This is a genomic window from Pseudomonas sp. MWU318, from assembly GCF_016756945.1.
GTDB classification, from domain to species: Bacteria; Pseudomonadota; Gammaproteobacteria; order Pseudomonadales; family Pseudomonadaceae; genus Aquipseudomonas; species Aquipseudomonas putida_A.
In genome coordinates this window covers 323,452-343,757 of record NZ_JAESJL010000001.1, presented here as the reverse complement: position 1 = coordinate 343,757, position 20,306 = coordinate 323,452, and the positions used below count along the sequence as shown (strand labels likewise).

Below are 20,306 nucleotides of genomic sequence, written 5' to 3'. Positions count from 1 at the left end.
TGCCGTTGAGTTGAGTGTTACTCAGCTACCAATCTGCACCTTTGCGGGGCTCGACATGGGCCATCGGGTAGCACTACTCAAGTTTCGCGCTGCAGGATCTGATCGCTGTTGTTTTCTTAAATCATTCGAATCAAGCGCTTGGCACGGTGCGGAGAAATCTGGCATGCATCGTGCTTTTTTGTATCCGTGGATAATTGGATACAAAAAGACAGAAGGTGCTGCCATGCAATTCGCTCCCGCCTACGACCAGCGTCAACCGATGACCGCCGAGGAAGAGGCCTACAACTTTCTGTTGGAAGGCATTTGCGGTGGTCGTTATCGCAAGGGCGACCGGTTGATCGCCGAGGACATCGCCAGTGAAATCGGCATGAGCCGCATGCCGGTGCGCGAAGCTTTTCGCCGCCTCGATGCGCAGGGCCTGGTGACGCTGCGGCCTAACCGCGGCGCGGTGGTTAGCGGTCTGGATGTCGAGCAAATGCATGAAGTGTTCGAGATGCGCAGCGCCCTGGAAGGGCTGGCGATTCGTATCGCCGTGCCCAAGATCAGCGAGCGTCAGTTGACGGCGCTAGAGCGGCTGCTCGATGAAATGGACGACTACCGCGAGGAGAGTGCGGCGTGGGTCAGCCGCCATCGCAAGTTCCATGAATACCTGTGCAGCCTCAGCGATCGCCCACGACTGCTGAAGCAGATCAGCGCCCTCTATTCGCTGATCGAAGCGCCGATGCGCCTTTGGCTGCAGCACATCGAAAAGCCCCTGAGTGCACGCCAGGAACACCAGATGATCCTCGATGCGATTCGCGCCGGCGACGCCAACAAGGCCGAAGCCGTGGTGCGCGAGCACATCGAAGGCACGGTCCCCGAACTGATCAAATTTTTGCAATCGGAAAAATAACCACAGAGCGGAACACGAGTCCGCCGATGTTTTGACTTTGAGTACTGCCCCGTTACTAACCGAACTGGAGTGTCTGGTCATGCATACGTCTCGCCTGTTACTGGCTGCAATATCCCTCGGGCTCTGTACTCAGTGGGCGCTTGCCGCACCCACGGTGCCGGAGCGTCTGGTCAAGGTCGACAAACTGACCTATTGCTCGGGCATGGATTCGCCGCCACTGGTGTCCTTCGATGAAGCGCAAAAGCCCAAAGGGCTGACCGTCGACCTCGGCCTGGAAATCGCCAAACGTCTAGGCGACAAGAAGGTCGATTGGAGGGTGATTCCGTTCTCCGGATTGCTCCCGGCCTTGCTCGCCAAACAGTGCGACATGATCGTCGACCAGTTGTTCGACAAGCCCGAGCGCCGTGAGGTGATCGACATCGTCAACTACATGTATTCCAGCCAGGCGGTCGTCGTGCCCAAGGGCAATCCGAAGGCGCTGAAAACCCTTGCGGATCTCAGCGGGCACAAGATCGCGGTGCTCAACGGCTCGACCATCAAGACCTTGCTCGACACCGAAAATGAAAGCCTGAGCAAGGCCGGCAAGCCGCCGATGAAACTGGTGGTCTACAACACCGACACCGATGCCTTCCAGGCCCTGCGCATCAATCAGGTCGACGCTTACGGCACCACCGTAGAAACCGCCGGCTATTACGCGGCGATGGCGCCGGATCTGTTCGAGGAAGGCGTGCCAGCCTTCAGCCGGATCCTCACCGGTCTGGGCATTCGCAAGGATGATGCGCAACTGAGCGCTGCGGTGCAGCAGATCATCAGCGACATGCGCAGCGACGGCAGCTACAACCAGCTCTTGAACAAGTGGCACGTCTCCAGCGACACACTCGATTGAGGTAAGCGTTGATGAACTTCAATTGGGATGTGTTCTGGCAGTACCTGTTGCAGCCGAGCGGCGTATACCTCACCGGCCTGTGGCTGACGTGCCTGATCAGTGTGCTGGCGATGTTGCTGGGCTGTGTGCTGGGGCTGGCCGCCGCATTGTTGCGCTTGTCGAAGAACCCTCTGCTGCATCTGCCGGTGCGTTTTTATGTGTGGCTGATGCGCGGCACACCGTTGCTGGTGCAGATCGTTTTCCTCTACACCGCGCTGGCGGCGGGCGGGATTTTTCGCTTCGAAGACATTGAGCTGTTCGGACTGGTGGTGCCCGGCAACATTCAGGCGGCGATCATTGCTCTGGGCCTCAACGAAGGCGCGTACATGGCCGAGATCATTCGCGCCGGGATCGGCGCCGTGGACAAGGGCCAGTACGAGGCTGGTCGTTCGCTGGGCATGACCTTCGCCAAACTGATGCGCCGCATCGTGCTGCCGCAAGCGTTTCGGGTGATCGTGCCGCCGCTGGGCAACGAGTTCAACGTGATGCTGAAAAACACCACGCTGGTCAGCGTGATCGGCGTGCAGGAGCTGTTGCTCAGTACGCAAATGGTCACCTCGGCGACCTTTCGCGTATTCGAGCTGTACCTGGTGGTGGCGATTTATTTCCTGTTACTTACCACGCTGTGGGGCTTCTTTCAGCGCTGGCTGGAGAACCGCTTCGGCCAGTCCGACCGACCTTCTGCGCCACCGCCGGCCTCCAGTCGGATGTTCGGGCGCAGCACTCTGAAACTGCTGAGGGGACGTTGATCATGGCGCAGCAAAGTGACGAGCTGATCATCGAGGCGCTGAACATTCACAAGGCCTTCGGTGATCTGCAGATTCTCAAGGGCATCTCGCTGCAAGTTCGCCGTGGCGAAGTGGTGGTGCTGATCGGCGCCTCGGGCTCGGGCAAAACCACGTTTATTCGCTGCATCAATCTGCTTGAAGACATTCAGGGCGGGGAAATTCGCGTCAGCGGCCGGCCCATGGGTTATCGCACCCGGGCGGACGGCAGTCTGGTGCGCGACTCGGAACGCAACATCGCTCGTCAACGCCGGGACATTGGCATGGTGTTCCAGCGCTTCAACCTGTTCCCGCACATGACCGCGCTGGAAAACATCATCGAAGCACCGATTCAGGTGTTGGGTGTGCCACGCCATGCTGCGCTGGAGCTGGCGCACGCGTTGCTCAAGCGAGTCGGGCTGGCAGACAAGGCCAGCCATTACCCCTCAATGCTTTCCGGCGGCCAGCAGCAACGGGTGGCGATCGCCCGAGCACTGGCGATGAAACCGCAGGCGATGCTGTTCGACGAACCCACCAGCGCACTCGACCCGGAAACCGTCGGCGAGGTTTTGCAGGTGATGAAGGAGCTGGCCGAGGAGGGCATGACCATGGTCGTGGTCACCCATGAAATGGGCTTTGCTCGCGAGGTGGCCGACCGGGTGGTGGTGCTCGATCAGGGTGAACTGATCGAACAAGGCCCGCCGGAGCAGATTTTCAGTCGTCCCACCCATCCCCGTACCCAGGCCTTTCTCAGTCGCGTGCTGTGAACTTCACAAGGATATTGACGATGCGTTTATCGAGCTTGTGCGCGGAGCCGCAGCCCCGACACGTTGAAGAACTTCGAGAAGATCCCCGGAAAACATCCAGCGCCTGATCACCCGCGAATGGAACCGGATCAAGTCCGGCCAATGAATTGCTGATTTGAAGAGCCTTTGCCATGTTGAAATACTCTGCTCACGAATATCCCTATCCATCGCAACGCCAAAGCGTCTTCGCCCGTCGTGGCATGGTCGCGGCGTCTCAGCCACTCGCCGCGCAGGCCGGCATCGAGATGCTGCAGAAGGGCGGCAACGCGATTGACGCGGCCATCGCCACTGCGGCGGCACTGACCGTGGTCGAACCTACGGGCTGCGGCCTGGGCGGTGATGCGTTTGCGCTGGTCTGGTTCAAGGATCAGCTGCATGGCCTCAATGCCAACGGCCATGCCCCGGCGTCGCTAAGTATCGAAGCGGTCAAGGCGACCGGCCATGAACAGATGCCGCTATATGGCTGGACGCCAGTGACGGTGCCCGGTTGCCCATCGGCCTGGGCCGAGCTGTCGCAACGCTTTGGCGTGTTGCCGTTCGCCGATTTACTGCAACCGGCGATCAGTCTGGCCAGAGACGGTTTTCCGCTGTCGCCGGTGGTTGCCCATCAATGGCAGATCGCGCTGGATGAGTTCGGCCCGCATCGTGATGAGGTGCTGCAGGCCTGGTTCGATACGTTCCTGATTGACGGTCGCGCGCCCCAAGCCGGGGAGCTGTTCCGTAACCCGGCGCAGGCGAGAACCCTCGAAGAACTGGCCCTCACGCGTTGCGAGAGTTTGTATCGCGGCGATTTGGCGCAACGCCTGGATGCGCATTCCCGAGCTACTGGCGGCTACCTGCGCGCCACCGATCTTGAACATTACCGCGCGCAATGGGTCGAGCCGATTCACGTCAATTACCGGGGCGTGGATGTCTGGGAAATCCCACCGAGCGGACAGGGGTTGGTCGCCTTGATGGCGCTGAAGATTCTCGAGGGCTTCGACTTCGATCACCGTGACAGCCAGCAGACCTGGCACCGGCAACTGGAGGCGATGAAGCTGGCCTACAGCGATGGTCTGCACTACATCACCGATCCGCTGCACATGCGCGTGGCTGTGGCCGATCTGTTGAGCGACGAGTACAGCGCCCGCCGCCGCGCTCAAATCGGCGAACAGGCGCAGCCGCCGAAACCGGGCGATCCCCACGCCAGCGGCACGGTGTATCTGGCCACGGCGGATGGGCAGGGCAATATGGTGTCGTTCATTCAGAGCAATTACCACGGTTTCGGCTCAGGCGTGGTGCTGCCGGACAGCGGCATCGCCCTGCAAAACCGAGGGCAGGAGTTCAGCCTGGATCCCGAGCATGCCAACGCGTTGGCGCCGGGGAAAAAGACCTTTCACACGATCATTCCCGGTTTCCTCACCAAGGACGGTAAGGCGTTGGGCCCGTTCGGTGTGATGGGCGGCTACATGCAGCCGCAGGGCCATGTGCAGATGGTCATGAACCTGGTGGATTTCGGCTTGAACCCGCAGTCGGCACTGGACGCGCCGCGCTGGCAGTGGCTCGGCGGCATGAAGGTGGGCATCGAGCAGGGCGCTTCAAGGGATCTGGCCAATGCGTTGGCGCGTCGCGGGCATGAGGTGCAGATCGCCAGTGACCTGACGGATTACGGCAGAGGACAGATTATTCTGCGTGATCCAGTGACGGGTGTGCTGTGTGGCGGGACTGAGCCGCGGGCGGATTCGCATATCGCAGTCTGGTAGAGACGGCAGGCACTCGTCAGGTGGGGCGCACACACTTTTTCACAAAGACCTCCCGGGATCCAATCGGTGGCAGAATCTCCCTGACTTGAACGTTCAGGAGAACATCATGCTTCGTGTGTTTGAACGAAGACTCGACCCTTTCCCGCCTGACGAGGTGCCACCGCCACCCAACGGTCTGGCTAAATTTCTCTGGGCCTGCACTCGCGGCGCTCGCGGCTACATTCTGGCATTGGCGTTGCTCAGCGCTGCTGTGTCGATCTATGAAGCCTGGCTGTTTTCCTTCCTCGGCCAGGTCGTCGATTTGCTCTCGACGTGGCAGGCCGGCGGCGAAGCGGCGGTGCAGGAAAGCCGCGTGTTGTGGGGCATGGGCATTGTCATGGTGCTCAGTGTCGGGCTGGTGGCGTTGCGCACAATGGTCCAGCACCAGATTCTGGCGATTAACCTGCCGCTGCGCCTGCGCTGGGATTTCCATCGGCTGATGCTGCGGCAAAGCCTTTCGTTTTTCTCCGATGAGTTTTCCGGTCGGGTCACGACCAAGGTGATGCAGACGGCGCTCGCCGTGCGCGACGTGCTGTTCACCATGATCGAGATTCTGCCGGGGATTGGCGTGTACTTCATCGCGATCATTGCCCTGGCCGGTGGTTTTGCGCTGAAGCTGATGCTGCCGTTCCTTGCTTGGGTCGTGCTGTTCGGTCTGGCCATGTGGTACTTCGTGCCGCGCCTGGGCAAGGTCGGCCAGGAACAGGCCAATGCGCGCTCGATGATGACCGGGCGTATCGCCGACGCGTACACCAATATCACCACGGTGAAGCTGTTCTCCCACTCCAACCGCGAAGCACATTTTGCGCGGGCGGCGATGGAAGATTTCAAGCAGACCGGCTTTCGTCAGATGCGTCTGGTCAGTCTGTTCGAAATCGTCAATCAGGCCTTGGTGGTGGGGTTGATCATGTCTGCCGGCGGCTACGCCCTGTGGCTGTGGCACCAGGGTGACGTCGGCGCCGGTGCGGTGGCGGCGATCACCGCCATGGCGTTGCGGATCAACGGCATGTCGAACTGGATCATGTGGCAGATGACTTCGCTGTTCGAAAGCATCGGTACCGTCCAGGACGGCATGGCGACGCTGACCCAAGGCACCAAAGTGCAAGACGCGCCGGATGCCGGCGTGCTGGTCACTTCTGGCGGCGCGGTGACGTTCGACAAGGTCAAGTTCAACTACGGTGGCGAGCGTCAGGTGCTCGATGGCCTGAGCCTGAGCATTCGGCCCGGTGAAAAAATCGGTCTGGTGGGCCGCTCCGGTGCGGGTAAATCGACGCTGATCAACCTGCTGCTGCGTTTCTATGACGTCGACAGCGGCGAGATTCGTATCGATGGCCAGAACATTGCGCACGTGACTCAAGACAGCTTACGCAGTGCGATCGGCATGGTCACCCAGGACACTTCGCTGCTGCACCGCTCGATTCGCGACAACATCGCCTACGGCCGGCCCGATGCCACCGACGCACAGATCCGCCGCGCCGCTGCCAATGCGCAGGCTGATGAGTTCATCAGTCAACTCAGCGACCGTCAGGGCCATACCGGCTACGACACTCTGGTAGGTGAACGCGGGATCAAGCTGTCGGGCGGCCAGCGTCAACGGGTGGCGATTGCCCGGGTGATGCTGAAGAACGCGCCGATCCTGCTGCTGGACGAAGCCACCAGCGCGCTGGACTCGGAAGTCGAAGTGGCGATTCAGGATAGCCTCGACGACATGATGCAGGGCAAGACCGTGATCGCGATCGCACATCGACTGTCGACGATTGCAGCGATGGATCGGCTGATTGTCATGGATGACGGGCGCATCATCGAGCAGGGCACCCATGCCGAATTGCTGGAAAAGAACGGCGTGTATGCGCGGCTGTGGGCGCATCAGAGCGGCGGGTTTCTTGGAGAAGACAAAGGCGTGGTGGAGGCCTTGGATCAGGCGTAAACGGGCAGGGCCCATGGCCGGGGCATCTTGGGTGTTCCCGGCCGATTTGCCTCGGTTCATTCAAGCCAGATCGACACTCGCCATCATTCGAACACTGGCAAACGTCGATTCGTTTCTCGCCTGATCGAGCGTTGTCAGTGTGTTGATCGATGACGGCGGCGTTATCCGTTTACGACTCATTGCAGAACCTGAGCGCTCGTCGCTCGGCGGCACCCCAAAGTGCTCGCGATAGCATTTTGAGAAATGCGGTGTGGAGGCAAAACCGCAGACATACGCCAGTTCCACGATCGACAGCGAGGTTTGCTTGAGCAGTTGTCGCGCGCGAATCAGCCGCAACCTCAAGTAGTAGCGTGACGGCGTGCATTGCAGGTATTTCTGAAACAGCCGCTCCAACTGTCGGCGTGACAGATCGACGTATTCGGCGAGGTTGTCCAGCTCTATCGGCTCCTCAAGATTGGCCTCCATCAACGCAACGACTTCTTGCAGCTTGGGCTGATGCGTACCGACCACATGCTTGAGCGGTACGCGTTGATGGTCCTGCTCGTTGCGGATGCGCTCGTATACAAACATCTCCGAGATGGCGGCTGATAACTCACGACCATGATCGCGGGCGATCAGGTGCAGCATCATGTCCAGCGGCGCTGTTCCTCCGGAACTGGTAAAGCGGTTGCGGTCGAGGGTGAAGAGGCTGGTGCTGACGTTGACGCGTGGGAAAGCTTCCTGCATGGCCGCCAGAAATTCCCAATGCACGCTGCACTCATAGCCATCGAGCAATCCGGCTTTGGCGAGTGCCCAGCTACCGGTGCACACACCGCCCAAACGTCTGGATTGCCGGGCCAGGGCTTGCAACCAGGATGTGTGCTCACGGGTGATCACGCTCTGGATGCCGACCCCGCCACAAACAATCACCGTGTCCGCCACGCTGGGGTTGCTCCACGAGGCATCCGGCGTGATCGGGACCCCGTCGCTGGCCCAAACAGCCGCACCATTGGCGCTGAAGGTATGCCAGCGATACAGCGTTCGCCCCGACAATTGATTGGCCATGCGCAGTGGTTCGACGGCGGATGCCAGCGACATGAGGGTGAATTTATCCAACAGCAGAAACCCGACGGATTGGGTCGTACCGTCGGCCACGGAGGGGGGCGATGACATCGTGTCCTCACAGGAATTGGTCTGAGATGCAGGCGTCGGTCATTCCCCAGGTCTTCGCCAAGGGAATGTCGGCTTCGGCGTGAACGCCTAGCCCACCGACGTTGCGCGTGCCGCCGGGGCAGGGTGACGCGACGTCATCAGGCCGATAAAGGAGATTGCCAGCGCCAGGCCAATGGTGGTGGTGACTTCGGTGCGGTGCTGCGGAGTGATCATCATGACCGCCAGCGCCGCGCAGATGAAGCCGATCACCAGCCACGTCAGCCATGGAAACAGCCACATGCGGAAGGTCAGCTCGACCTTGCGCTGTTGCAATATCCGCCGCATGCGTAGCTGCGACACCGCAATCGCCAGGTACACCAGCAAGGCAATCGCCCCGGAACTGGCCAGCAGGAACTCGAACAGCCCGGCGGGCATGAAATAGCTCCACACGGTGATCGACGCACCCAGCACGGTGCTGGCGATCACGGCGGCCCGTGGCACACCGGCCGCGGAAGTCGCCTTCAGCGTTTTCGGTGCATCGCCGCGACGGCCCAGCGAGTACAGCATGCGCGAGGCAATGTAGATCGAGGAGTTCATGCAACTGGCCACGGCGATCAGCACGACAACGTCGACCATGAACTTGGCGTTTGGAATGTTCATGATTTCCAGGGCGCGCTGATACGAGCCCACCGACGCCAGCAACGGATCATTCCACGGCACCACGGAGATGACCACGAAGATCGACAGCAGGTAGAACACGCCGATGCGCCAGATCACCGAGCGGGTGGCCTTGGCAATGTTCTGCGCCGGGTTATTCGATTCGGCGGCGGCGATGGTCACCGCTTCAGTGCCGATGAAACTGAACATGATCGTGATAAAAGCACCGACCACTGCGGACAAACCGTTGGGCGCAAATCCGCCGTGCTCGGCCATCAGACCACTCAACCCGCTGACTTCGCGGTCGGGCACCCAGCCCATCAACACGGCAAAACCGACCCCGATGAAGCCGATGATCGCCACAACCTTGGCCATGGCGAACCAGAACTCGAATTCACCATACTTGGACACGCTGAACAGGTTGGTCACCACCAGCGCAATGATCGATCCCAACGCGAACAGCCAGGCATCGACCTGAGGAAACCATTGGTGCAGCACATGCCCGGCCGCCAGTGCTTCGATGGGAATTACCAACACCCAAAACCACCAGTACAGCCAACCGATGGTAAAACCGGCCCAGCGGCCGATAGCCTGGTCGGCATAGGTGGAGAACGAACCGGTGTCCGGATTGGCCACCGCCATCTCGCCGAGCATGCGCATGACCAGCACGACGAGCAGACCTGAAAACAGATAGGCGAGAAGTACCGCCGGCCCTGCTGCGGCAATCGCGTGTCCTGAACCGACGAACAAACCGGCGCCGATAATCCCGGCGATGGACAGCATTGTGACGTGACGAGGCTTGAAGCCCTGCGCCAATTGGCTACTCGAATCCATGGAGTTCGGGCTGATCATCGGTATTTTTATTCTCTGCTGATCGACATTTAAGCAATTGAACGGGCATACGATCGGTCACCATCGTTGCCTGCTGAACTCCCGAGAGAAGCCCGTCCAACCGCCGCAGTTCTTATCAACCCCATGATCTGACCGGGATTGTTTTGATAGGAAGACACGGCACCTTAGCCGGCCTTGCAGCAGACTCAATAGCCTGATTGCGCCATGATCGTGTCTGATATCGACATGTGAATACCATGAGGTCGTATTGGAGACCTGTCGGTCACGCACGGCTCTGGCAATCAAAATCCAGATTGACCAAGTCATGTTCGTTTTTGAGATGGGTGCCTGAATTCGACGGTGAAACCAAACTGGGCCCCACAAGCCAGGCTCTCTATACTGGCCTTCCAGGATGGTAAATAGAGCACAACCTATGCCCCCTCGCACCTAATCAAAATTCCCCGGTCATTTTGGTTCCGGCTCAACCAAGCGACCTGGAAAATCTTGTAGCCATTCGAATTGAGGCCATGCGCGAAAGTCTGGAGCGTGTCGGGCGATTTGATCCGGTGCGTGCGCGTGAGCGGTTTCTTGGCGGTTTTGACGCTCGCAACACACGCTATATCGAGGTATCTGGAGAGAGGGTTGGTTTTGTAGTGGTCAAGCATCACCACAATGAACTCTTGCTCCACCACTTGTATGTGAGACCGAGCGCGCAAGGATCAGGTGTAGGGGCTGCTGTTCTCACTCAGATTTTCAAAGAGGCGGATGCGGCTGCGCTCCCTGTGAAAGTTGGCGCTCTCAAAGAAAGTGCTTCGAATCGCTTTTATACCCGCCATGGCTTCCAATTCACCGAAAGCAGTGAATTCGACAATTATTATGTGCGTCAGAGTGTTCCGGCGAAACAACGGTAGAAAGCGTTCTCAGGCTCGGTATATCCAGTAAACTTGGCGTCAATCTCGCGCCTTAGAGCGCCTGGGTATACAGAAGGAAACCGCCATGCTTGAACTCGAACCGCTGTGCTTCTCGTCCGACTGCCCTAGCCGGGCTTTATTCGAGCAGATCGCTGATAAATGGTCGATGATGGTGTTAGCCGTGCTTGAAGACGGTCCGCAACGCTTCAACGCGATCCGTCGTCGCCTGCAAGGCGTTACCCAAAAAGCGCTCACGCAATGTCTGCGCCGGCTGGAGCGCAACGGCCTGGTATCGCGCGAGGTGATTTCGCTTTCGCCAGTCGCGGTGCAGTACCAAATCACGCCGCTGGGCCGCACGCTGCAACAACCTTTTCGGGCACTGCATGAATGGACGCTCGCCAAGCTGCCGGAGGTTGATGCTGCCCGGCAGAAGTTCGACGCCGCTGCAATCGGACCGACAAGTACGTAGGGAAGGTTGCTTCACTCGATTACGTGAACGCGTTGTTGGCCGCCCATGCTGCGCTTCGGGACTTGTCATCCGATGGCTTGAGAAACACCGAAGATCTCAATCGAACCAGCGCGATCTGCTAAGCATGAAACTCTGCCAACACTTTTTGTTGTTGGCAGTGCGCTGGTTTTTGCCTTTCATGCGCGGGCAATCAATCTCGATACCTGCTTCAACCGAATCATCACATCGATTGCTCAGGCCGTTCGATCATGAACGCAGAGCGTCCTGCTCTTGCGCGCGAGGCCACTGTATACGGCTCGCCAGCCCATACGCCGCGGACTATTTCCTGACGGTAGGTATCCTCAGACCTACCAGGTGTACGAACGGTGCCTAATTGACGCCAGGTTTATTATTGATACCTTGTCGACTGTCCTCATTTGAGGGAAGCGGTCCGAACCGGACCCTTCGTTCGCCACTCTTGCCGGCGGCTTGCAGCCAGCCAATCGAGCATCCGACAGAAGCATTTCTTTGGTCGAGCCGCACTTGAGAAATCGTTAGGCACGGGCGGACATTCAATAAATTTATTCTGAGGAAAGTATGGGAAATTTTAAGCTTCTAACCCCCTTGAACAACGAAGAGCTCACTTTCAGAAATCGGGTGTTCATGGCGCCGATGACAAGAGGTCGATCCAAGGATCAGGTGGCCAACGAATTGACTGCGACCTATTACGCACAGCGCGCATCGGCGGGCCTTATTTTTACCGAAGGCACCCAGATCAGCGCCCAGGCCGTCGGCTGGACGAATACCCCGGGGATCTATACGCCTGAACAGATTGCGGGCTGGAAGAAGGTAACTCAGGCAGTTCATGAAGCCGGTGGCCTCATTTTCGCCCAGCTTTGGCACACCGGTAGAGCATCTCATCCTGATTTTCATGGTGGAGAACTCCCGGTCGCGCCATCGTCAGTCCCCTTCAATAGCCAGGCGTTCACGCCCGAAGGCATCAAACCCTCGGTGACCCCACGCGAACTGACCATTGATGAAATCAAGTCCACCATTGCGGACTACGAAAAAGCTGCACAGGCCGCGAAAGATGCGGGCTTTGATGGTGTAGAGATACACGGTGCCAATGGTTATCTGCCAGCGCAGTTTCTGGAAGACGGCTCAAACAAACGCACCGACGAATATGGCGGTACCATTGAGAAGCGGGCGAGGTTCTTGCTTGAAGCCACTGACGCTGCGATCAAAGCCTTCGGGCCGGCCCGTATCTCGGTCAGGCTGTCGCCGCGCATTCCGTACAATGACATGGGCGACTCCAATCTCGAGCAGACCTACATGTACGCAGTAGAAGCACTGGAAAAGAGAAACGTTGGAATTCTGCATTTCATGGAACCGGGCAGTCTGCCGGAAGGCGCGAAACCCTTGGCACCCGGGGCGCGCCAGCGGTTCTCAGGGATTTTCGTGTTGAATGTTGGTTATGACCGGAAGTCGGCGGAACAGGCCCTGCAAACCGGCCTGGCCGATGCAGTCACATTTGGCACGCTGTTCATCAGCAATCCTGATCTGCCGGAACGCTTCTTCCTTGATGCGCCGCTGGCTACTGCGGATGCCTCCACTTTTTACAGTGGTTCGGAACAGGGCTATACCGACTACCCGCCGCTGGCCTAGGGGGCGTCGACGTTTAGCTGGGCAATAGCGGTGAACCATCAGGTCGATACCGAGCATGGCGCTATCACGGGTGTCGGAGCGCGATTTTCGTTCTGGCACCCGACCGTCAAACCTGCCGATGTCTGCAAAGAGAACTTCTTGGGCATGACCGGCCCGCCAGCAGACATGCCAAATTCCATATTGACGATTGCCGCGTAGCGAATCTCGCCGGCCTGCATTTTACTGTTGATGTTTCAGGCTGGTCTGCCTGCAAAATATTTAGCCAATTTTCTTCACGTAGTTGCGTAAAAGCCCCAAGCTGGCCCTAAAATCCTTGAAAACCGAGGGAACTATTAACGTCCACCAACAGACTGATCTGCTGGTGCGGCCCTCATGCAAATGTCGCACGAAAAGATTTCTACAATAAATGGAGCGCACAATGGGCAGGGCACGCGATGAGTTTGATTTCTGGTGGGGTACGTCCGGGTCGTGGGTGGAACCGCCGAATGTTCGCCGTAGCGGCACCAGTGGTGTCCAACTGATTGTTCAAGGTGACAAGACGTTTTTCGTAAAGCGCCAGACCGGCCATTTGTTCCGCAGTCTCCGTTACCCCACTGGCCGACCCACCGCATTGCGTGAAGGCGTTGCCCTTTCAAGACTCGAAGAGCTGGGCGTGAATGCGCCAAGACCGGTATTTTATGGCGCGAGAAAAGTCGACGGCGTATGGCAGGGGGTCTTGGTTACCAAAGACCTGGGCGGCTTCATCGATCTGGATACCTGGTATAGCCAGGGCGCTGCAAGCCTGTTGACCACAGAGCAACATCTGCGACTGCTTGAACGTTTAGCGCAAATGCTGGCGCGGATGCACTCGGGCAAATGGCAGCACGGTTGCATGCGTTCCAAACACATCTTTATCAAGGCGTCGATTACCGACACAGACTTCGATTTTGAACTGGCGCTGCTTGACCTGGAGAAATCTCGCGGTCGTGTTACGGCAATGGGCGCGGCGCGTCACGACATTCCGCAACTCAGGCGGCATTCTTTCTGGGATGAGTCGCAGTGGCAGCATTTCCTTTCGAGTTATGAGCAAGCCAGTGGTAGAACCCTGTAAACTCACGAGTTGGCTATAACAGGCGCTGGTGCGTGCTCAGCACACAAGTCACGCACCAGACTCGTTTGAATAATTACCACTGACCGCTTCCGAGACAGGCGATTATTTCCCAGCCACTGAATTCCCACCAGGAATAGCGCTCATCTGAGCAACTTCTGGCCAGGCTGGCCGTCTGGATCTCTCCAGCTTTCTGTTGTGTTGAGAAAGGCGTGTCAATCGAGGCTGTCACTTGCTTGACCGTCTGTGGAGCAGTGATGGTCGTTGGATGAACGGCAGCGTTTGTGGCCGTTGCGGCGAGAGCGAGCGTCGCGGAAATGGCCAGGGTAGTCATGGACTTTTTCATGTTCGAATCCTTTCAGTTAGCTGACAGCGGGCTTAAACATTGGCCCCGACCTGCCTTCTGAACAGATCGGGCATTCGCGTAATGTCACGCCAGAAAAGCCTACCACTGCGCTATCTATGGAACAGTCGCACAACTGTGCTATTGACAACTTGTTGAACGGCCGGTCTTCGCCATGGGCGCTGGATCGAGTCAAATAATCTGAACCCCGCCCGAACGCCCACGCCTAACGATCAGCTTGTGTTCATTCGCACAGGCCCGGTGCCAATACCGGCACATTCCGAGAGGTGGTCAACGTGGCTAAAGACGAGAAGAAAAGCAAAAAAGACGACGCTTCGAAAGCCAGCAAGGACTTGAAAGACAAAAAGTCCTCGCCGGAAAAGAAATCAGCGGCAGCTTCGGCGCTTTCCAAGTCTTCCGACAAGAAAGACAAGAAGAAAGACGCCGAACCGAAAAAGTCTGCAAAAAAAGCCGATAGCAAGCCGGAAAAGGCCAAGGATGCAAAGAAGGCTGACAAGCCGGCGAAAAAGAAGAAGTAATACCTGTGACTCGCTAGGGCTTAACGCCCTGGCATCCCTCAGATCGTTCCTCAAGCCGTTTCTTCAACCCTGCGCGCATCCCCCAACGAATCACGCTGCATCGACTGCAGGTTTTTCTCGATGGTTTCGCACAGGGCTTCCATCTGGATCTGGTGCTCGCTATGGCGAAACGGGCTTTGCAGGTCAGTACCAATGCGTTCGATGGCCAGCAGCATGAAACCCACCACCGTCGAGGCCAGCGGGGTGAACCAACCCAGCGATTCCACCAGCCCCACCGGCACAATCAGGCAGAACAGCGAGATAAACAGGCGCGGGAAATACACGTAGGGGTAGGGCAGCGGTGTATTGGCGATCCGCTCCATCCCGCCCTGGCTGTTGGACAGATCGACCATCGTCGATTCCAGCCTTGCCAGCCGAATGCTGTCCAGGCGCCCGGCCTTGTATTCCCGGGCCAGCAACGCCGCGGAACCCGTGAGGATGTCGTTGGCAAAGTTGTTGGTGGTGCCGCTGCGGGCGAATTCATCCGCCGGGATGAACGCGCGGACTTCCTCCGGGCAGGGCTGACCCTGCAGATGCGCGGCGAGGCAGTTGACGTACGCCACATGGCGGCGCAACAGCGTCGCCTTCACCGGGTTCACTTCGTTATCGGGATCATCCAGCAGCGTCAGCACCTGCCGGGCAAAGCTGCGCGAGCTGTTGATCATCATGCCCCACAGGGTGCGCGCCTCCCACCAACGGTTGTAGGCGCTGCTGTTGCGGAAACTGATCAGCACCACCAGCGCAGAACCGAGCAATGTCAACGGCATCAGCGGCAGGTTGATCTTGGCGTTGAGGAACAACATGAAGTCGACGGTGACGGCGATGTCCCAGAGCAATAGCCAGAACAGCGACCAGCCCACGTAGCCCATGGTCTTGATGATCAAACGGTATTTTTTGACGATGGCTGCTTTCAAACGGAAACCTCGTGGCGAGCGGTAAGCGTTAACGCCCTAGCTCGGACGCAGGTTTGGGGGTAAAGGTTCGGTGTCGACTGAGCTTCTTGGTTACGACAATTTTCAGGCAATAAAAAACCCGGTCATTACGCCGGGTTTTTTATTGCCTGCAGTTCTGCCAGAAGAATCAAAGTGAGGCTTTCACCTGCAAGCCAAACACCAACGCATTGTCGATGTCCTGCCCGGAAAACGCGCCCGGTTCGATGATGTATTGCAGGTTCGGACGCAGTGTCAACCAAGGCGTGGCCTGGTAGCCGTAGCCGAGTTCGATCAACTGCTCGCCACTGTCCAGGTTCGGGAACTGCGTGCCATTGGCCATGGCGGCGTCCTGCTGTACGTCGCGGCTGCGCGGGTTAGGCACGGCGCGGCCGTAGCCCAGAGCAACGGTGTCGCGTGGGCGACCTTCGAACGGTTTGTACAGCACCAGACCGGTGCCGTACCACTTGCTGAACGGCGAAGCTGCTTCGCTGGCTGCCGAGTATTGGCCGAACGCATGCAGGCTGCGGCCCTCGGACGTTGGCGAACTCCATACGGCTTGATCGATCAGCAAGTAGTGACCGCCACGGCCGGAGACTTCCTTGTCGCTGCCGATGCGTTTCACGTCGGAGCTGTCGTAGTAGTAACCCAGCTTGTATTCGCCGGGCAATTGACCTGCGTGCTTGTACACCAGCTCGATCGGCACCACGGTGCCGGTGGTGTGTTTCGGGCCCAGATGCCAGGCGCGGCTGGAGTTGCCGTTGCTTTCCGGATCGACGTTGAACGCGGCCACGCGCAGTTGCCAGGACGGCGACAGGTCGTATTTCACCCGCACGCCCAGGTGCGCGTTCGGGTAGTTGGTCCAGCCGCTGCCGCCGGACATGTTCAGCGGATGGCCGCAGAAACCGGCGTTCATGAAGTTGCACAGAATGCCGCTGTCGAGGCCGCCGAGGTCGTTGCCCATGGCCATGTAACCCAGCTTCACGTTGAGCGCCGGGGTGAACAGGCTGCGCTCGTAGCTGAGTTCGGTCAGGCGGGTGTAGAGGCCGCCGTAGTTTTCCTGGATCGGCAGACGGTTGCCAACCAGATCTTCGGAGGCGCTGTTGCCGCGGCGGTCGTTGATGGTCAGCTGAACCTTGCCGGCGTTCTCTACGCCATACAACTTGCTCAGGTCGAACTGCGCGCCGAGCTTGATGTTTTGCGAATAACGACCGGAGCGATGCAGGCCGCCATCGGCGTTGTAAGCCATTTCGCCGGTGTAATCGCCGGTGAACTTGATCCCGTCCTGATCCATCTTGTGCCGCAGACCGCCCCAGTCACCGGTCAGGGTGTTGCGGGTCAACAGGTTCGAATCGGTATCGGCGAAGGCGGGCAGGGTGGTGCAGGTCAAGCCCAACAGCACGCCGTTGACCCAGCCGTTACGAGTAAAACCAAACATGGAGATCTTCCTGCTCAAAGCTGTAGCGATATCGGAAAGCGGCGCGGCACCCTCAGGTGCCGCGCGCAAAAAGAAAGCGCCCGTGTTCAGCACGGGCGCTGCGGATTACGGCAAGGCGTAAGCCATCACGTAGTCGCCGCGATCGGTCGACTGACGTGCACCACCGGCGGTGATGACGATGTACTGCTTGCCGGTCTTCGGCGAAACGTAGGTCATCGGGCCGCCCTGACTGCCGACTGGCAGACGCGCCTTCCAGATTTCCTCGCCATTGGCGCTGTTGAAGGCGCGCAGGTAGAAGTCCTGGGTGCCGGCGATAAAGATCAGGCCACCTTGGGTCGACAGGCTGCCGCCGAGGGTTGGCAGACCGATCTTGATCGGCAGGTGCATGCGAATGCCCAAGGGACCTGTGTCTTCAACGGTGCCGACCGGAACCTGCCAGGCGACTTTCTGGGTCTTCATGTCGATTGCGGTCAGGGTGCCGAACGGCGGAGCCTGGCACGGAATGCCAGCCACCGACAGGAAGCGGTTTTTGTTCACCGCGTAAGGCGTGCCTTTGAGCGGTACCGCGCCCATGCCGGTGTTCAACGCTTCGCCACCGGAGGAGGCTTGAGCCTTGTTCTGCGACGGGATCATCTGAATCCACAGGCCCAGGCGCATGTCGTTGACGAAGATGAAACCGTGTACCGGGTCAGTGGAGATGCTGCCCCAGTTCATGCCGCCCAGCGAACCCGGGAAGCTCAGGGATTTATCGGTACCCGGCGCGGTGTACAGGCCGTCATAACGCATCGATTTGAAATCGATCCGGCACAGCAACTGGTCATACGGGGTGGCGCCCCACATGTCCGATTCAGTCAGGTGCTGGGCACCGATCTGCGGCATGCCCACCGATTTTGGCTGGGTTGGCGAGTACGGTTCGTTCGGGATGTTCGCGGCTTTGACCGGGACTTCTTTAACCTCGGTCAACGGTTTACCGGTGGCACGATCGAGCACGTAGATCTGTCCGGCCTTGGTGCCGATGACCAGCGCCGGAACGGTTTTGCCGTCCTTGGTGAAGTCGATCAGGCTCGGCTGCATCGGCAGGTCGAAGTCCCAGAGATCGTTGTGCACAGTCTGGAATACCCAGCGTTCATCACCGGTGGTGGCGTCCAGCGCGAGGATTGAGGCGCCGTAGGTGTGATCGAGTTTGCTGCGCTCGACACCATAGATGTCGGTGGACGAGCTGCCCATCGGCAGGAACACGGTGTTAGTCGCCGGATCGTAGGACATCGGCGCCCAGCTGTTCGGCGTGCTGCGCACATACGTGCTGCCGTCGGCCGGGGCCTTTTTGTCCTGCGGGTTGCCCGGGTCGAAGGCCCAGCGCATGGCGCCGGTGATTACGTCGAAACCACGGATCACGCCGCCGGGCATGTCGGTTTGCACGTTATCGGCTACGCGACCGCCGACCACCACAGTGGTGCCGGCCATCAGCGGAGCGGAGGAGAGCTGGTAGTAGCTGTCCGGCACGTCACCGAGACCGGCCTTCAGGTCAACCTGACCGTTGTTGCCGAAACCCTGGCAGAACTCGCCGGTATCGGCATCGACCGCGATCAGGCGGGCGTCGATGGTGTTGGTCAGCAGACGGCGCTGGCAATTGGCGGCCGGCGCCGGTTTGGCTTCGATGATGCTCGAATTGCTTGGCTGAGCGATGCTTTTGGTCGCATCGAAATAGGCCATGCCACGGCAACGCTGCCAGACTTTCGACTTAGCGTTGATCGCGTTCTTCCACAGCTCTTTGCCGGTGTCGGCATCCAGCGCGATCAGGTTGTTGTGCGGGGTGCAGATGAACACTTTGTTGCCGATCTGCAGCGGAGTGAGCTGGTCTTCGGCACCGTTGCCATCGCTCTCGGCGACGTCACCGGTGTGGTAGGTCCAGGCTACTTTCAGCTTGTCGACGTTGTTGCGGTTGATCTGGTCCAGCGCAGCAAAGCGGCTGCCGCCCTCGGTATTGCCGTAGTGCGCCCAGTCTTTTTGCGCCTTGTCCGGCTCAACCGGGGTCAGGCCTGGACCCGTGCCGGTCGCGGCGACAGTCGGGTGCGCAACGAACATATTGCCGGCAGCCACCGCCAGTCCCACGGCCAGGACAGCGGCAACGCCGTAAGCGCCACGACCCGGAACACCACCGTTGGCACGCTTGAGCAGCGGGTAGACCAGCGTCACCGCCAGACCCACGGCGCTGAACATGAACAGACGCGAAAACACCGGCCAGAACACCAGCCCGGCATCGCTCACCGCCCAGATCGCTGTCCCGACCAGAAACGCCGCAAACAGCCAGGCGCCGGCCGTCTTGAAGCGAGCGATCAGCAGACCGGAAACGGCCATCACCAGACCGCCCACGAGGAAGTACCACGACCCTCCCAGGCTGACCAGCTTCACTCCGCCAGCCGCAAGTGCCAGGCCGAGCAGGGCGATGATCACCCCCAGCCCGACCAGAATGAATTTTGATATGCCCGAGAGGCGTTGACTCTGCTTCACGTTGGATGTCCCGTTGAAATGAGGCGTGCATTATATAGATAGGTAACTACCTAGTTAAATCACTAATTCAGTAATGAACTGTTGTTCATTGCGAAATCCCCGTCCTGAGCGGGGACCTGCGCTTTCAAGGGCCTGGAAAGATATTTTGAATGCCTGAAAAAGCGCCTTTTTGTCAGAAAAAATGGGAGTTATGACAGCTGCCGTCATCAACCACGGTTATTGCGCAGAATCGAGAAATTCAACGCCGCCGCCACACACAACCAGGCCAGATAAGGAAACAGGATCAACCCGGTGATCAAATCCAGGCGCAACGCCATAAACACCATCACCGCGACCACCAGCCACAACAGCAGCAGAATCACCATGGCGGCGGCCACCTGATGCGCGCCGAAGAACACCGGCGTCCACAACGTGTTCAGGGCAATTTGCGCGGCCCACAGCGCCAGTACCGTCTGACTGCCAGGAATCAGGCTCAAGCGATAACCGGCCCAGGCCAGCAATAGATAGATTATTGTCCAAGCCACCGGAAACGCCCAATTGGGCGGGGTGAATCCGGGTTTATTGAGCCCTTCGTACCATGGCCCGGGCTTGAAAATCACCCCGGTAGTCGCCGCAGCGCCGCACGCGATCAGAAAAATCAGAAACGTCACCATTTTTCACTCCTTGGCCGCAGCCACTCTCT

General features: G+C 58.8%; 18 protein-coding genes. 11 read left to right on the top strand and 7 right to left on the bottom strand.

The features are described from left to right. Positions 1 to 223 precede the first annotated feature (223 nt). The 6 genes from JN524_RS01420 (at position 224) to JN524_RS01395 (ending at position 7,095) form a co-directional block, all read left to right on the top strand. Positions 224 to 892, top strand: a complete 669-nt coding sequence (locus tag JN524_RS01420) for a GntR family transcriptional regulator (RefSeq protein WP_202368210.1) — start codon at positions 224 to 226, stop codon at positions 890 to 892. A 79-nt stretch (positions 893 to 971) separates the two neighbouring features. Then, positions 972 to 1,778 (top strand): ABC transporter substrate-binding protein, encoded by an 807-nt coding sequence (locus JN524_RS01415; protein WP_202368209.1) that lies wholly within the window; start codon positions 972 to 974, stop codon positions 1,776 to 1,778. Positions 1,779 to 1,789: 11 nt separating this feature from the next. Next, positions 1,790 to 2,566, top strand: a complete 777-nt coding sequence (locus JN524_RS01410) for an amino acid ABC transporter permease (protein WP_007967116.1) — start codon at positions 1,790 to 1,792, stop codon at positions 2,564 to 2,566. 2 nt (positions 2,567 to 2,568) lie between these two features. Further along, positions 2,569 to 3,348: an amino acid ABC transporter ATP-binding protein gene (locus JN524_RS01405; RefSeq protein WP_202368208.1), complete on the top strand. Its 780-nt coding sequence runs from the start codon at positions 2,569 to 2,571 to the stop codon at positions 3,346 to 3,348. A gap of 170 nt (positions 3,349 to 3,518) precedes the next feature. Beyond that, complete coding sequence (locus tag JN524_RS01400) at positions 3,519 to 5,129, top strand: gamma-glutamyltransferase family protein (protein WP_202368207.1); 1,611 nt, start codon at positions 3,519 to 3,521, stop codon at positions 5,127 to 5,129. Positions 5,130 to 5,235: 106 nt separating this feature from the next. After that, complete coding sequence (locus JN524_RS01395) at positions 5,236 to 7,095, top strand: ABC transporter ATP-binding protein (protein WP_202368206.1); 1,860 nt, start codon at positions 5,236 to 5,238, stop codon at positions 7,093 to 7,095. A gap of 60 nt (positions 7,096 to 7,155) precedes the next feature. On the opposite strand, the gene JN524_RS01390 is transcribed toward JN524_RS01395, so the two are convergent. Next, positions 7,156 to 8,247 carry a GlxA family transcriptional regulator gene (locus JN524_RS01390; protein ID WP_202368205.1) on the bottom strand — a complete coding sequence of 364 codons (1,092 nt, stop codon included), beginning with the start codon at positions 8,245 to 8,247 and terminating at the stop codon, positions 7,156 to 7,158. A gap of 87 nt (positions 8,248 to 8,334) precedes the next feature. After that, positions 8,335 to 9,735, bottom strand: a complete 1,401-nt coding sequence (gene gabP / locus JN524_RS01385) for a GABA permease (protein WP_150370635.1) — start codon at positions 9,733 to 9,735, stop codon at positions 8,335 to 8,337. A gap of 398 nt (positions 9,736 to 10,133) precedes the next feature. Here gabP and JN524_RS01380 point away from each other — a divergent pair, with 398 nt between their 5' ends. From JN524_RS01380 to JN524_RS01365, 4 genes are all read left to right on the top strand, one after another. Continuing rightward, positions 10,134 to 10,625, top strand: coding sequence for a GNAT family N-acetyltransferase (locus JN524_RS01380; RefSeq protein ID WP_202368562.1), 492 nt, complete (start codon positions 10,134 to 10,136; stop codon positions 10,623 to 10,625). An 85-nt stretch (positions 10,626 to 10,710) separates the two neighbouring features. Beyond that, positions 10,711 to 11,094 carry a winged helix-turn-helix transcriptional regulator gene (locus JN524_RS01375; RefSeq protein ID WP_202368204.1) on the top strand — a complete coding sequence of 128 codons (384 nt, stop codon included), beginning with the start codon at positions 10,711 to 10,713 and terminating at the stop codon, positions 11,092 to 11,094. Between the two features lie 576 nt (positions 11,095 to 11,670). Continuing rightward, positions 11,671 to 12,738: an alkene reductase gene (locus JN524_RS01370; RefSeq protein ID WP_202368203.1), complete on the top strand. Its 1,068-nt coding sequence runs from the start codon at positions 11,671 to 11,673 to the stop codon at positions 12,736 to 12,738. Between the two features lie 418 nt (positions 12,739 to 13,156). Further along, positions 13,157 to 13,828, top strand: a complete 672-nt coding sequence (locus JN524_RS01365; protein WP_202368202.1) for a lipopolysaccharide kinase InaA family protein — start codon at positions 13,157 to 13,159, stop codon at positions 13,826 to 13,828. Positions 13,829 to 13,901: 73 nt separating this feature from the next. Here the strand turns inward: JN524_RS01365 and JN524_RS01360 are convergent, their stop codons facing one another. Then, on the bottom strand, positions 13,902 to 14,171 hold the full coding sequence (locus tag JN524_RS01360; RefSeq protein ID WP_027611776.1) for a hypothetical protein: 270 nt from the start codon (positions 14,169 to 14,171) through the stop codon (positions 13,902 to 13,904). A 293-nt stretch (positions 14,172 to 14,464) separates the two neighbouring features. Here JN524_RS01360 and JN524_RS01355 point away from each other — a divergent pair, with 293 nt between their 5' ends. Then, positions 14,465 to 14,707: a hypothetical protein gene (locus JN524_RS01355; RefSeq protein ID WP_103367089.1), complete on the top strand. Its 243-nt coding sequence runs from the start codon at positions 14,465 to 14,467 to the stop codon at positions 14,705 to 14,707. A gap of 50 nt (positions 14,708 to 14,757) precedes the next feature. Here JN524_RS01355 and JN524_RS01350 read toward each other — a convergent pair whose 3' ends face one another. From JN524_RS01350 to tspO, 4 genes are all read right to left on the bottom strand, one after another. Then, the gene (locus JN524_RS01350; protein WP_007967141.1) at positions 14,758 to 15,660 is read right to left on the bottom strand and encodes a bestrophin family protein; all 903 of its coding nucleotides are present in this window, start codon (positions 15,658 to 15,660) and stop codon (positions 14,758 to 14,760) included. Positions 15,661 to 15,826: 166 nt separating this feature from the next. Further along, entirely contained in the window at positions 15,827 to 17,113 is a 1,287-nt protein-coding gene (locus tag JN524_RS01345) for a carbohydrate porin (RefSeq protein ID WP_202368201.1), read from the bottom strand. Between the two features lie 105 nt (positions 17,114 to 17,218). Further along, the gene (locus JN524_RS01340) at positions 17,219 to 19,624 is read right to left on the bottom strand and encodes a membrane-bound PQQ-dependent dehydrogenase, glucose/quinate/shikimate family (protein ID WP_202368200.1); all 2,406 of its coding nucleotides are present in this window, start codon (positions 19,622 to 19,624) and stop codon (positions 17,219 to 17,221) included. 206 nt (positions 19,625 to 19,830) lie between these two features. Beyond that, positions 19,831 to 20,274: a tryptophan-rich sensory protein TspO gene (gene tspO, locus JN524_RS01335; RefSeq protein WP_027611782.1), complete on the bottom strand. Its 444-nt coding sequence runs from the start codon at positions 20,272 to 20,274 to the stop codon at positions 19,831 to 19,833. Between the last annotated feature and the right edge of the window lie 32 nt (positions 20,275 to 20,306).

Coding starts and splice junctions, on each gene's coding strand:
- JN524_RS01410 (WP_007967116.1), top strand. CDS start 1,790: ATGAACTTCAATTGGGATGTGTTCTGGCAGTACCTGTTGCAGCCGAGC.
- JN524_RS01365 (WP_202368202.1), top strand. CDS start 13,157: ATGGGCAGGGCACGCGATGAGTTTGATTTCTGGTGGGGTACGTCCGGG.
- gabP (WP_150370635.1), bottom strand. CDS start 9,735: ATGATCAGCCCGAACTCCATGGATTCGAGTAGCCAATTGGCGCAGGGC.
- JN524_RS01395 (WP_202368206.1), top strand. CDS start 5,236: ATGCTTCGTGTGTTTGAACGAAGACTCGACCCTTTCCCGCCTGACGAG.
- JN524_RS01370 (WP_202368203.1), top strand. CDS start 11,671: ATGGGAAATTTTAAGCTTCTAACCCCCTTGAACAACGAAGAGCTCACT.
- JN524_RS01400 (WP_202368207.1), top strand. CDS start 3,519: ATGTTGAAATACTCTGCTCACGAATATCCCTATCCATCGCAACGCCAA.
- JN524_RS01345 (WP_202368201.1), bottom strand. CDS start 17,113: ATGTTTGGTTTTACTCGTAACGGCTGGGTCAACGGCGTGCTGTTGGGC.
- JN524_RS01360 (WP_027611776.1), bottom strand. CDS start 14,171: ATGAAAAAGTCCATGACTACCCTGGCCATTTCCGCGACGCTCGCTCTC.
- JN524_RS01420 (WP_202368210.1), top strand. CDS start 224: ATGCAATTCGCTCCCGCCTACGACCAGCGTCAACCGATGACCGCCGAG.
- JN524_RS01375 (WP_202368204.1), top strand. CDS start 10,711: ATGCTTGAACTCGAACCGCTGTGCTTCTCGTCCGACTGCCCTAGCCGG.
- JN524_RS01390 (WP_202368205.1), bottom strand. CDS start 8,247: ATGTCATCGCCCCCCTCCGTGGCCGACGGTACGACCCAATCCGTCGGG.
- JN524_RS01415 (WP_202368209.1), top strand. CDS start 972: ATGCATACGTCTCGCCTGTTACTGGCTGCAATATCCCTCGGGCTCTGT.
- JN524_RS01405 (WP_202368208.1), top strand. CDS start 2,569: ATGGCGCAGCAAAGTGACGAGCTGATCATCGAGGCGCTGAACATTCAC.